Source organism: Collinsella aerofaciens (assembly GCF_039836695.1).
Lineage (GTDB): Bacteria > Actinomycetota > Coriobacteriia > Coriobacteriales > Coriobacteriaceae > Collinsella > Collinsella aerofaciens_BD.
Genome location: NZ_JBDPAC010000006.1, coordinates 100,280 through 113,445, shown reverse-complemented (window position 1 = coordinate 113,445; position 13,166 = coordinate 100,280). Strand labels below are relative to the sequence as shown.

The following is a 13,166-nucleotide window of genomic DNA, read 5'->3' as shown; positions in this document are numbered from 1 at the left end:
CACATTAAGTGCTTTCCTTTGCGTGCGGAACTCGCGATAAACTTAATTACGCGCCGCTCCCCGCCCACGCCGGGCAACCCCTCCCTTGTACTTTATCTAGGTAGAGTGTATGATTCTGAACGTTACATGACTCACTTTACTTAACTAAAGTGCCACCAAGGGGGAATACCATGGATAGCAATCTGTCTCGTCGTCAGTTTGTTGGTCTAGCCGGCTCGTTTGCCACGGTGCTTGGCCTCGGTCTTGTCGGCTGCGGCGGTGGTGCCGATAGGGGCTCTGCTGCCGGATCTACCGCGGCCAAGGATGTGAAGGGCGCTGCGGAGTCCAAGAAGCTCGTGGTGGGCTTTGACAAGTCCTACCCTCCGTATGGCTTTGTGGGCGACGATGGCGAGTACACCGGTTTTGACCTCGATCTGGCCAAGGCAGTTGCCGACAAGCAAGGCTGGGAGGTCAAATACGAGGCCATCGACTGGGACGCCAAGGATACGCTGCTCAACTCGGGCGCCATCAACTGCATCTGGAACGGCTTTACCATGGAGGGTCGCGAGGACGACTACACGTTCTCCGAGCCGTACATGCTCAACGAGCAGGTGCTCGTGGTCAAGAAGGACGCGGGTATCAAGAGCTGGGACGATCTTGCTGGCAAGACCGTGATCACTCAGACCGATTCCGCTGCGCAGGATGTGCTCGAGGGCGACCAGAAGGATTTGGCCGCGACGTTTGCCACGCTCGATACCATCGGTGAGTACAACACGGCGTTTATGCAGCTCGAGAGTGGTGCGGTCGATGCCGTCGCCTGTGACCTCTCGATCGCTCAGTATCAGCTTGCCGCCAAGCCCGATGCCTATACGCAGCTCGACAAGCCGCTGTCCAGCGAGCACTACGCCGTTGGCTTTAAGAAGGGCGACACCAAGTCGGCCGACGCCGTGACTGAGTCGCTCAAGGCGCTCTACGAGGATGGCACGGTTAAGGGCCTGTGTGACAAGTATTCAAGCTACGGTCTATCCTTCGACAACTGGGTTTTGAAATAGCCACAGCACCCAACCTTGCGGCTCCAACCCTCCTCGCGTACCAAAGTACGCTTCGTCGGGCTTGTCGCTCGCAATCTTGGGCACTGTGCCTATTTCAATTAACACCTGCTGTTCTGTTACTGTGAAAGAGAGCTTGGGTTGTCTATTCAGGTCATGATGCAGATGCTTGGCCAGGGGTTCTTGGTCAGTTTGCAGTTGTTTGTGCTGACACTGCTGGGGTCGATTCCGCTGGGAATCCCCGTGGCGTTTATGCGCATGAGCAAAATCGCGCCGATTCGCTGGATTGCGCGCATCTACATTTCGGTCATGCGCGGTACGCCGCTCATGCTGCAGATGTTTGCCATCTACTTTGCTCCGTACTACGTGTTTGGCATTTCGCTCACGCCCGATTCCAAGTGGACGGCGTGCGTTGTGGCATTCATCATCAACTACGCCGGTTACTTTGCCGAGATCTATCGCTCGGGCCTTCAGTCCATTCCGCGCGGTCAATACGAGGCAGCCGAGGTGCTGGGCTATTCGCGCATGCAGACGTTTCTGTATATCGTGATGCCGCAGGTCGCCAAGCGCATTTTGCCGGCGATGGGCAACGAGATCATCACGCTGGTCAAGGATACGTCGCTGGCGTTTGCCATTGGCGTGGGTGAGATGTTCTCGACGGCCAAGGCGCTGGTCGCCTCGCAGGTGAGCATGGTGCCGTTTGCGATCGCGGCACTGATCTACTGGGTCTTTAACTTTGTGGTCGAGATGCTGTTGGGTGCTGCCGAGAAAAAAATGGATTACTACCATGATTAATTCGGTAATGAATATATCGAACGCGCGCAAGGCGTTTGGCGGCAATGAGGTGCTCAAGGATATCTCGCTTGAGGTGAAGCGTGGCGAGGTCGTGGCGATTATCGGGCCTTCGGGCGGCGGCAAGTCCACGCTGCTGCGCTGTGCCACGCTGCTCGAGACGCTCGACGGAGGCTCGCTCTCGTTTGGCGACCTTGCCGTTGCGACGGATGCAGGTTTGGGCGCGGTCTATGCGAAGGGCGACGTGCCCAAGCAGGCGCGGTCGCGATTCGGCCTGGTGTTCCAAAATTACAACCTGTTCCCGCACTATACCGTGATGAAAAACATCATCGACGCGCCGATTCGCGTGCTTAAGCGCCCGCGCGAGCAGGCGGAAGCTCGTGCGCATGAATTGATTGCTCAGATGGGGCTTGTGGGCAACGAGAACAAGGTTCCGTGTGAGCTTTCGGGCGGTCAGCAGCAACGCGTGAGTATTGCCCGCGCCCTAGCGCTCGACCCGGAGATCCTGTTCTTTGACGAGCCGACCTCGGCGCTCGACCCCGAGCTGACGGCCGAGGTGCTGCGCGTCATTAAGGACCTGGCGGCGCAGAATATGACGATGGTGATCGTGACGCACGCGATGCAGTTTGCGCACGATGTTGCCGATCGCGTGGTCTTTATGGACGGAGGCCGCATTGTCGAGGAGGGCCCTGCCGAGCAGGTCATCGACCATCCGCGTGAGCAGCGCACCCGTGAGTTCTTGAGCCGTATCGAGGGATAGGCTCAGGTATTTACTCAACTATTAATTGAGGCGAAGCCGTCGCAGGTCTTACGGTCTGTGGCGGCTTTTTGTTTGCATCGACGGGGTTCAATAATCGCCTCACAAGCTTGTCTCTTCCTCTCGCCGCCTGTATTCATACGTGCGCCGAAAGGTATGCATGGACGGCCGCCCGTGAGGGTAGGGTGGTGGCATAGGACATTTGGAGGGTGAGTCGGCTCGGTTGCCGACCATGCTGCTCCCGGGATGGCACCGACCGCGAACTCTCCCCGTTGGCGTCGCGCATTGCGCGCGGCCCTGCAAGGAGGTCATCATGGGTGCTCCCAAGACCGGTAACGTAAGGAACGTGGTGCTCGTAGGCCAAGGCGGGGTGGGCAAGACTTCACTCGCCGAAGCCATGCTCCACCTTTCCGGCAAGACCGCCCGCCTGGGCGGCCACGACGGCACCAAGCCCACGCTCGACTATGACCCCGAAGAGGTTAAGCGTTCATTCTCCATCTCGACGACCATCGCGCCGATCGACTGGAAGGGCGCGCGCATCAATGTGCTCGATGCCCCGTGTTACCCCGATTTTATCGGCGACGCCTTTGCCGCGATGAGCGTCTGCGAGACGGCTCTGTTTGTGGTCGACGCCGAGGCCGGCCCGCAGCCTACGACGGTTAAGCTCTGGTATGCCGCCGAGGACCTGCGCCTGGCGCGTGCGGTGTTCGTAAACCGCCTGTCGCGCTCCGAGGCCAGCTTTGCGACCACGATGGACCTGCTGCAGGAGCGCTTTGGCACGCGCCTGGGCGCCGTGACCCTTCCCTGGGGCGAGGGCGAGGACTTTGACGGCATCATCGACCTGGTGCGCATGAAGGCGCGCCATTGCAACGGCACCGAAGCCGTTGAGTCGGAGATTCCCGAGGAGTATCGTGCCCAGGCCGAGGAGGCCCATGACCATCTGTGCGAGCTGGTGGCCGAGGCTGACGACGAACTGATGATGAAGTACTTGGAAGGCGAGGAGACGCTGACGCAGGAGGAGCTTGAAGGCCTGCTGTCGAAGGCGATCGCCGAGCGCATCTTTGTGCCGGTCTTTGCGGGCGATTGCATTAAGGAGCAGGGCGTCAACTCGCTGATGGACGACATCGCCACATACTTCCCGGCGCCGACGGACTACGGCGAGATGCCGCTCATCGACGGTGATTCGCTCAAGATTTCGAGCGACGATGACCGTCCGGTGGCGTTTGTGTTTAAGACGCTGGCCGATCCGCAGCAGGGTCGCATCAGCTTTATCAAGGTGCTGACGGGTACGCTTGAGCCGGGTCTTGAGCTGATCAACGCGCGTACCCGCAAGAGCGATCGTCTGGCCCACCTGTATGTGATGTGCGGCCGTGACATGACCGAGGTCGGTCACGCCTATGCCGGTGACATCATCGTGGCGCCCAAGCTGGCTGCCGAGACGGGTGACACACTCTCCATTACCGGTAAGGTCGAGGCGGCGGCGTTTAAGTTCCCCAACTCGCAGTACCGCATTGCCATCGAGGCCGAGAACCGTGGCGACGAAGAGAAGCTCTATACGTTTATCGAGAAGGCGTGCAAGGCTGATCCGACCATGAGCATCGATCGTGACGAGGAGACCGGCCAGACCATCATTTCGGCGGTGGGTGAGGCGCAGGTTTCGGTGCTGCTCAACCGTTTGGAGGATCGCACCAAAGTCGTGGCCAAGAGCGTGCCGATCCGCATTCCGTATCGCGAGACCATTCGCCGTACGGCAAGTGCCCAGGGCCGCCATAAGAAGCAGACCGGCGGCGCCGGTCAGTACGGCGACTGCTGGCTGCGCGTGGAGCCGCTCATTGGGCCCGACGGCACGAGCGACGGCTATGAGTTTGTGGACGAGGTCGTGGGCGGCCGCATTCCGCGCTCGCTGATTCCCGCCGTGGACAAGGGCGTCCAGGAGACCATGAAGGACGGTATTATTGCCGGCTACCCGCTTACGGGCATTCGCGTGGCTGTGTACGACGGTTCGTATCACAGCGTCGACTCCAACGAGATGGCGTTTCGCGCGGCGGCTCGCATCGGCCTGCGCAAGGCATGCGCCGATGCCGATCCGGTGGTGCTGGAGCCCATCGAGGAAATCACGGTGACTATCCCCGAGAGCTACGCCGGCGCCGTGATGGGCGACATCTCGGCATCGCGCGGTCGCGTGACGGGCATGGAGACCGATGAGCGCGGCGACACCGTGGTCATCGCCCAGGCACCTCTCGCCGAGCTGACGGATTACTCGACGCGCCTGCGCTCTATCACGCGCGGCACGGGTGACTTTACCATGAAGCCCGCTGGCTACGAGCAGGTTCCCTACGATGTTCAGGCCAAGCTGGTCGAGCGCTATGAGGAGGGCCGCGCCAAGTAGCGTGTGGTTTTGCCTGCAATGTGGACGCTGACGAAAAGGCCGCCCTGGGTAATCCAGGGCGGCCTTTTTTGATCCCATGGGGACGGAGGAAAACGAATCATTTTTGGGTTACGGGCGGTGCGGTCGGCACTAGTCTCCGGATGCCTGGTTGCGGCCGGTGGCGTAGTCGATCTGCACGTGCGGCTGCAGGTTGTAGCAGTACACGTGGAAGCAGAGGGTCTTGCCGTGGTCCTCGACCGATTGCGCCTCAAGGCGCATGCCACGGCAGACAAGTTCCTCTTCGTTATACATAGGCGTGACGCGGTAGAGCACATGGTTGCCCGTATCGCGAATATAGTTGAGAATCTGCTCTTCAAACGGCAGCATGCCCGTCTCGTTGAGATAGCGCGTGCCGGTGAGGAGATTCTTGCGGTTGGCGTTTTCGCCGCAGAGCGACCAGGCGATAAGGTGGCAGCGGTTGTAGAGGCTCTGGCCCGGAATAAAGTCGTAGCGCTGCTGGTGCCAACCGGCAGGATGGATGCGCGAGATATCGCCGCGCTTTCCCTGTCCGAGCGACTCGGGGCCTACACAGGCGAGCGCCTTGCGAGTGCGACCCAGGCTGTCGAGCTTGGAGAATTTCTTAAAGCAGCCCTCTTCGGTGGCGCGATCGTATTCATCGAGTGTGAATGACGGCGTGCCGAGCGGGTGCGTGCTGTCGGCGCGAAGGGCAACGTAGGGGTTGCCGGCGTAGTCGGGAATGCTGCTGAGATAAACACCGCGGGCGCGGTTGAGGTCGGGGTTTTCGACCTCGTCGATGGGGGTGGCGGCACTGCCCGCGGAAACGTCGTCATCGGTGTCGGTCGCGGCGGAATCGGAGCCATCGCCAGAGTCCTGGCTGTTTTGAGGGTCCGCCGCGCTCGCCGTTCCCGATTCGAGCCGAGCGACCAGGTCTGCCTCGTCGTCGGTGCGGCTGGGACTCTCGTTTTGTTTTTCGGCCAGAGCCGCCGCCTGCTCATCGCCTTGCGGCGACAGCAACTTGGGCGCTCCGTCGAGCGATCCCGTAAACAGCGCAAACCCCAGCACCACGGCGGTGCCGATGGAAAGTGCTTGCTTGTAGGCGGGCTTGCGCGACATTGAGGCTCCTGGATGGACGGTTGGGAATCTACCAGTCTAGCAGGAGCCGGCAAGGGCCGTTCTGTCGAACAAATACTTAAGATTTGAGACAAACGCTACTGATTCATTTGTCCCGCGGTCTAGATCGAGGTGGAGTCGAGCCAGTTGAGCTTGCACTCGAGAATGCGCTGCTCGCCGGGTTCGCTGCTTCCGTCAAGTAGGGCGAGCAGCATCTCGGCTGCTTCGCGACCTTCTTGGTCGACGGGCTCGATGATGGTGGAGACGGTCGGTGTGGTGAGATTAGTCCAGTCTTCGCAGTTGAGTCCCAAAAGGCCGATTTGCTGCGGAAGCAGATGGGCCATTGGCTGGAGGGCCTTGTAGACACGGGGAAGTGCCCACTGATTTTGCACGAAGATAAGGGTTCGCTTGGCGGGATTGAACTTGAATTTAAAGTATTCAGTGAGCTCGTTGATTGACGGCTTGTTGTGATCGATGGGAATCGCTTTGTAGAGCTGCCCGTTCGCTGCCAGCGCCTCGGCATACCCCTGAAAACGCTCCATGCGGGTGCGCATTTCGGTCATGTTGGCGGCAATGGAAAAGAAATCTTCGTAGCCGGCGTCGAGGAGTGCCTGTGTGGCGTTGTACACGCCGTCGTAAAGGTTGGTTTTGATCCAGCTGGTACCTGGGCTATAGATGGCCGCATCGAAAAAGACGACCGGCTTGCCGGCGCGTCTAATGCGGTCATGCACGGCTTTGAAGTTTGCCGTGGGCTGGATGATAAAGCCATCGACGCCCAGCGAGAGCATCTTGTCGACGTACATGAGCTCGGTCTCGGGGTTAAAGTTGCTCGTGCAAACGACCGTCTGGTAGCCCGCGGGGAGCATGACCTGCTCCATGCCATTGAGAACGAGCCCCGCCCATTTGTTGGTGTTATCCAAAATGATGATGGCAATGACGTGGGTTTGCTTGCCGGTGAGCGTCTGCGCTTGGGCGTTGGGAACGTATCCGAGTTCCTTAATGACGCGCGCGATTTTGTTCTGCGTCTTCTCGCTAAGCTTTTCTCGTTTGTCGTTGAGGTAATACGAGACGCTTGCCGTCGAGGTTCCCGCCTCTCGAGCGACGTCTGCGATCGTAACGCGCTGTTTTGCCACAGCGACTCCTTCCGACAGATGAGCATTTTCCAACATGATGACTTTGAGTCTTGGTGAAGGATACGCTTCGGTGAGCGGCTTTTTCCTTTCATATGAGTATGCAACAAATGCGGCATACGGGTGGGGTCGAAATTTGTGACCGGCATGCGCATCTGCCGTCTACCGAGAAAATCAAATACTTCTTGACTTTTGAAATCGAGGGCAAAATCGCAGGATTCATTTTTGGTTAAACGCATAACTAAATCGCATAACCAACGCTCTGACCTGCGCGTTTACCGAAATAAGCTGGCATTAAGAAAAACGAGCACCTATATTGTTCTTGTCGAAAAGACAGCAAGTCCAAACGGCAGGGGATGCTCCGGAGGCCTCCGCAAACGGTGTCTTGCGCACGCAACTCTATGAAAAGAGGGAAGCAATGAAGATCGTAGGCGTTGCCGCCTGTACTGTGGGTATCGCCCACACGTATATGGCCCAGAAGGCGATTCAGGATGAATGCGCCGCCCGTGGCATCGAGTGCAAGGTCGAGGCTCAGGGTGGCCTGGGTATCGAGAATGAGCTCACGCAGGAAGACGTGGACTCCGCCGACCTGGTCCTGGAGTCCGTCGACGTGGGTGTCGAGAACGAGGACCGTTTTGAGCAGAAGATGGCCGAGGGCAAGTTCCTGAAGGTCGGCACCTCTGATGTAATCGCCGATCCGGTAAAGATCATCGACCAGGCCATTGAGATCATCAAGGCGACGGGTGGCGCCGTTGACGCGCCCAAGGCCGAGGCCAAGGCAGAGAAGAAGGCCGTCTCCGCTGCCCCGCAGGCCCCGACACCGGCGTCCAAGCAGTCTATCTTTGCCGATCCTGGCAAGACGCTGCTCAATGCATTCAATACCGGCGTTTCCTATTTTATCCCCATCGTCGTTATCGGCGGCGTGTTTCTTGCCTTCTCGCTGGCATCCGGTACCGCCGGCGCCAACGGCATGGAGGTTACGAACCCGCTGATGGTGAGCCTTAACACCATCGGCATGGCCGGCATCTCCATGATGATCCCGGTGCTTGCGGCATACATCTCCTACTCGATGGCCGGCAAGCCCGCGCTCGCCCCCGGTTTTGTCCTGGGCTACCTGGTCAACAACGCAGTCGTTACCCCTAACGGCAACAGCGTTTCGACCGGCTTCTTGGGCGCCATGATCATGGCGGTCATCTGCGGCTACTTTGTCCGCTGGATGAAGACCTGGAAGGTCAACAACACCATCCAGACCATCATGCCCATCCTGATCATCCCGATTCTGACCTCGCTTGTCCTAGGCATGGCCTATATCTACATCCTGGCCACGCCGCTTGGCTTTGTGATGGACTGGCTCACCGGCGTGCTCGGCAGCCTGCAGGGCGGTTCCGCAGTTGTCCTGGGTCTGGTCATTGGCGTTATGACCGCCTTCGATATGGGTGGCCCCATCAACAAGACCGCCTCGACCTTCACCATGGCCATCATGGCCTCCGGTATCTACGGTCCTAACGGTATGTTCCGCGTCGCCGTCGCCGTTCCCCCGATCGCCTGTGGCCTCGCTGCGCTCATCGCCAAGAACAAGTTCGATGACGCTGACCGCCAGATGGGCATCTCCGCGCTGTTCATGGGCTGCATCGGTATTACCGAGGGCGCTATCCCCTTCGCGGTCAAGGACCTCGGTCACACCCTGCCCGGCATTTGCATCGGCTCTGCCGTGGGTGCGGCACTTGCCGCCTTCCAGGGCATCGACTGCTACGTCCCGCACGGTGGCTTTATCGTCGCCCTTGCCACCAACAACGTCGCGCTGTTCTGCCTGGACATCGTGATTGGCGCCGTGGTCGCCGCTGCAATCCTGATTGCCATGAAGCCCACGCTCGATAAGCAGGCCAAGTAAACCTTTAAGGACTCCGGTTGTGCGGAGGGATGGATTTGACTCCGCACAACCGCCCCTACACAACAAAATCCATCCGTACTGATAGGGCCCACATCTGGGTCCCAGGGAACTTTTGTCAAAAATCCTCTGGAGAAGGAGAACAAAATGTCCAACCTCACCATCCGTCAGGCCGTTCAGGGCATGCTCAAGCTGCAGGATAGCGGCGATCACGCAACCATGGTCGGCATTGGCCCCATGAGCCCCAACCTGATTCAGGCCGTGTTCGAGCTTGCCAAGGACGAGGATTTCCCGCCCATGTTTATCGCCAGCCGCAACCAGGTCGATATGGACGAGATGGGCGCCGGCTACGTTAACGGTTGGGACCAGACGCGCTTTGCCGCCGACATCAAGAAGGTTGCCGACGAGGTGGGTTACACCGGTCCGTACTACCTGTGCCGCGATCACGGCGGTCCGTGGCAACGCGACGAGGAGCGTAACGCCCACCTGCCCGAGGACGAGGCCATGGAGCTCGCCCGCAAGTCCTTCGTCGCCGACATGGAGGCAGGCTTTGACCTGCTGATGGTCGACCCCACCAAGGACCCCTATCAGATCGGCAAGGTTATTCCGCTCGACGTGGTGCTTCGCCGCACGATCGATCTTATCGACTACCTTGAGCAGTACCGTCGCGAGCATAACCTGCCCGAGGTCGCCTATGAGGTCGGTACCGAGGAGACCAATGGCGGCTTGACCTCTACCGATAAGTACGAGGAGTTCATTTCTCAGCTGCAGCCCGAGCTCGAGAAGCGCGGCTGCCCCATGCCCACCTTTATCGTCGGCCAGACCGGTACGCTCACCCGTTGGACCGAGCAGGTCGGTCATTACAACTTTAAGAATGCCCGCGAGCTCGCCGACATGGCTAAGCGCTACGGCGTGGGCCTGAAGGAGCACAACGCCGACTACCTGGATGACGCAACGCTGCTCGAGCACATCCCGGCTCACGTGACGGCCTCCAATGTCGCCCCTCAGTACGGCACCGAGGAGACCCGCGCTTACCTTAAGCTCTGCGCTACCGAGCAGATTCTGGTCGACAACGGCCTGTGCGACGATCCCTCCGACCTGTATCACACGCTGCTGGTCAAGGCTATCAAGACCGAGCGCTGGCGCAAGTGGATGACCGGCGACGACGTCAACCTGCAGGTTGACGACATTCTGGCCGATGACGAGCTCAGCCTGAAGATTCTGGATGTCTCCGGCCACTACGCGTTCAACGATCCCGAGGTCAAGGAGCAGGTCGAGAAGCTCTATCGCAACCTCGCTGCCCAGGACATCGACGGCAAGCGCTTTGTGATCGAGCACATCAAGCGCCCGATCAAGCAGTACGTCGTCGGTCTTAACCTCAAGGGCGTCACGACCCGCATCGAGGCCGCTCTTGCCGAGTAAGTAGCTTTTCCTACGCGACGCCGGGCCTGGGGCATGTCCCAGCTGCAGGCCCGGCACATGGGACAAAGGGGCAGTCCCTTTGTCCCATTCTTTTGAGTTTTAGCTTCCTTTGAAGGGGTTCACCATGAAGTTCTTTATCGATACCGCCAATCTGGACGAGATTGCCGAGGCCAAGAGCTGGGGCTGCCTGGCCGGTGTTACCACCAACCCGTCCCTGTACGCCAAGACCGGCGGCAAGCTTGCCGACTTTGAGCCGCATATGCTCAAGATTGCCGAGCTCTGCGAGGGCCTGCCCGTGTCCGCCGAGTCTACCGCGACCACTGCCGAGGGTATGATCGAGGAGGGCAAGCGCCTTGCCGCCCTCGCCCCCAACATCGTGGTCAAGCTTCCCGTGTGCGAGGCCGGCCTTGCCGCCTGCCGTGCGCTGGCCGATGCTGGCGTGCGCGTCAACATGACGCTCGTCTTCTCGCCGACGCAGGCCCTTATGGCCGCCAACGCCGGTGCCCGCTACATCAGCCCGTTTGTCGGCCGCTTTGACGACATCGCCGAGGACGGCATCTCGCAGCTCGACAATGTCGTGACTTGCATCAAGAACTATGACTGGACCGGCAAGAACGTCGACGACACCGTTGAGATCATCACCGCTTCGGTCCGCACGCCCAACCACGTGACCCAGGCGGCTCTTCTTGGCGCCGACATCGCGACCGTGCCCATGGCCGCTCTCAAGAAGTGCCTGCATCACCCGCTGACCGACCAGGGCCTTGCCTCGTTCGAGGCTGACTGGCAGAAGGTCGTCGCTCAGGCTTAACGAGTGGATTGCCCCGGCATCGCGTCATCCGGTGCCGGGGTTGTTCTCAAGAGAGGAATTCGTATGACCAACCAGGAGCTGGCGAAGGTCGCCAATGAGGTCAGGAAGGGTGTCGTGACTGCGGTTCACGCGGCCAAGTCGGGACATCCGGGTGGATCGCTCGGTGCTGCCGACATCATGACGTATCTGTACTTTGAGGAAATGAATATCGATCCTGCCGACCCTCGCAAGGCCGATCGCGATCGCTTTGTGCTCTCCAAGGGTCACGCGGCGCCGGGGCTGTATTCGGTGTTGGCAAATCGCGGCTATTTTCCCGTCGAAGAGCTCGAGACGCTCCGTCATATCGGCAGCCGACTGCAGGGCCATCCCAACATGAACGACACCCCGGGCATCGATATGTCCACCGGATCGCTCGGTCAGGGCATCTCTGCTGCAGTTGGAATGGCGCTTGCCGCTAAGCACTGGGGCGACGGCTACCGTGTCTACACGTTGCTGGGCGACGGTGAGTGCGAGGAAGGCCAGGTGTGGGAGGCGGCCATGTTTGCCGGCAACCATGCGCTCGACAATCTTGTTGCCGCCGTCGACCACAACGGCTTGCAGATTGACGGCACGATCGATGAAGTCAACTCGGCCATGCCGCTCGCCGATAAGTTCCGCGCCTTCAAGTGGCATGTGATCGAGCTAGCCGATGGCAACGACATGGCGCAGATTGAGGCGGCTTTCGCCGAGGCTCGCGAGGTGACCGGCGCGCCCGTCGCCATCATCGCCGAGACGGTGAAGGGCAAAGGCGTCTCCTTTATGGAGAACCAGGTTGGCTGGCATGGCAAGGCGCCCAACGATGAACAGTTTGAGCAGGCCATGGCCGAGCTCGCAGCAGCAGGGGAGGAGCTCTAATGGCAGACGTCAAAAAAGTCGCCACGCGCGTAAGCTACGGCGAGGCGCTCGTCGAGCTGGGCAATGAGCACGATGACTTTGTAGTGCTCGATGCCGACCTGGCTGCCGCTACGCAGACGGGTAAGTTTAAGGCTGCGCACCCTGAGCGCTTCTACGATGCCGGCATTGCCGAGAGCAACTTGATGGGGCTCGCCGCCGGCATTGCGACCACGGGCCACGTCGCCTTTGCGAGCACCTTTGCCATGTTCGCCGCCGGCCGTGCGTACGAACAAGTGCGTAATTCCATTGGCTATCCGCACCTCAACGTCAAAATCGGTGCCACGCATGCGGGTATCTCGGTCGGTGAAGACGGCGCCACGCATCAGTGCTGCGAGGACATCGCGCTCATGCGCACGATCCCGGGTATGACGGTAATCGTTCCCGCCGATGACATCGAGGCCCGCGCTTGCGTGCGCGCCGCCTATGAGTTTGAGGGCCCGGTTTACATGCGCTTCGGCCGCCTGGCAACACCGGTCATCAACGATCACGAGGACTATGAGTTCAAGATTGGTCGCGGCGTGGTCGTGCGCGAGGGGTCCGATGTGACCATCATCGCTTGTGGCCTTATGGTCGCCGAGGCGCTTGAGGCTGCCGAGGCGCTCGCTGCCGATGGTATCGATGCCGAGGTCATCAATATGCACACGATCAAGCCGCTTGATGAGCGCCTGGTGGTTGCCAGCGCCAAGAAGACCGGTCGCGTGGTCACCGCCGAGGAGCATTCGATTGTCGGTGGTCTTGGCGAGGCCGTTGCCTCGGTGCTAGCGGAGCAGTATCCGGTGCCGATGCGTCGCGTCGGCGTGCGCGATGTGTATGGCGAGTCCGGCCCTGCGGTCGATTTGCTGCACAAGTACGGTTTGGACGCCGACGGCATCGAAGCTGCGGTCAGGTCTGTGTTGTAAGGAAGGTTTC

At 59.9% G+C, this 13,166-nt stretch carries 11 protein-coding genes; 9 read left to right on the top strand and 2 right to left on the bottom strand.

The features are described 5' to 3' along the window. The first annotated feature begins 170 nt into the window (after window positions 1-170). The 4 genes from ABG996_RS04710 to ABG996_RS04695 all read left to right on the top strand — a co-directional run bounded on the left by ABG996_RS04710 (window position 171) and on the right by ABG996_RS04695 (window position 4,966). Window positions 171-1,031, top strand: coding sequence for a transporter substrate-binding domain-containing protein (locus tag ABG996_RS04710; protein ID WP_347478633.1), 861 nt, complete (start codon window positions 171-173; stop codon window positions 1,029-1,031). Between the two features lie 138 nt (window positions 1,032-1,169). Next, a complete protein-coding gene (locus ABG996_RS04705) occupies window positions 1,170-1,823 on the top strand; it encodes an amino acid ABC transporter permease (protein WP_430733166.1) in 654 nt (217 codons plus the stop codon). Then, window positions 1,816-2,580, top strand: a complete 765-nt coding sequence (locus ABG996_RS04700) for an amino acid ABC transporter ATP-binding protein (RefSeq protein WP_347478635.1) — start codon at window positions 1,816-1,818, stop codon at window positions 2,578-2,580. The genes ABG996_RS04705 and ABG996_RS04700 overlap by 8 nt, the downstream gene beginning before the upstream one ends. 310 nt (window positions 2,581-2,890) lie before the next feature. Continuing rightward, window positions 2,891-4,966: an elongation factor G gene (locus tag ABG996_RS04695; protein WP_161115408.1), complete on the top strand. Its 2,076-nt coding sequence runs from the start codon at window positions 2,891-2,893 to the stop codon at window positions 4,964-4,966. 129 nt (window positions 4,967-5,095) lie between these two features. Here ABG996_RS04695 and ABG996_RS04690 read toward each other — a convergent pair whose 3' ends face one another. After that, entirely contained in the window at window positions 5,096-6,079 is a 984-nt protein-coding gene (locus tag ABG996_RS04690) for a DNA/RNA non-specific endonuclease (RefSeq protein WP_347478636.1), read from the bottom strand. Between the two features lie 119 nt (window positions 6,080-6,198). Beyond that, the gene (locus tag ABG996_RS04685; protein ID WP_040359542.1) at window positions 6,199-7,209 is read right to left on the bottom strand and encodes a LacI family DNA-binding transcriptional regulator; all 1,011 of its coding nucleotides are present in this window, start codon (window positions 7,207-7,209) and stop codon (window positions 6,199-6,201) included. Between the two features lie 415 nt (window positions 7,210-7,624). Between ABG996_RS04685 and ABG996_RS04680 the strand changes: the two genes are divergently transcribed. From ABG996_RS04680 to ABG996_RS04660, 5 genes are all read left to right on the top strand, one after another. Continuing rightward, a complete protein-coding gene (locus ABG996_RS04680) occupies window positions 7,625-9,097 on the top strand; it encodes a PTS fructose transporter subunit IIC (RefSeq protein WP_006235614.1) in 1,473 nt (490 codons plus the stop codon). A gap of 144 nt (window positions 9,098-9,241) precedes the next feature. Next, complete coding sequence (locus ABG996_RS04675) at window positions 9,242-10,516, top strand: class II D-tagatose-bisphosphate aldolase non-catalytic subunit (RefSeq protein ID WP_195192740.1); 1,275 nt, start codon at window positions 9,242-9,244, stop codon at window positions 10,514-10,516. A gap of 124 nt (window positions 10,517-10,640) precedes the next feature. Then, a complete protein-coding gene (gene fsa, locus ABG996_RS04670) occupies window positions 10,641-11,324 on the top strand; it encodes a fructose-6-phosphate aldolase (protein WP_006235616.1) in 684 nt (227 codons plus the stop codon). A 63-nt stretch (window positions 11,325-11,387) separates the two neighbouring features. Beyond that, window positions 11,388-12,218 carry a transketolase gene (locus ABG996_RS04665; RefSeq protein ID WP_347478639.1) on the top strand — a complete coding sequence of 277 codons (831 nt, stop codon included), beginning with the start codon at window positions 11,388-11,390 and terminating at the stop codon, window positions 12,216-12,218. After that, on the top strand, window positions 12,218-13,156 hold the full coding sequence (locus ABG996_RS04660; RefSeq protein ID WP_347478640.1) for a transketolase family protein: 939 nt from the start codon (window positions 12,218-12,220) through the stop codon (window positions 13,154-13,156). The genes ABG996_RS04665 and ABG996_RS04660 overlap by 1 nt, the downstream gene beginning before the upstream one ends. The last annotated feature ends 10 nt before the right edge of the window (window positions 13,157-13,166 follow it).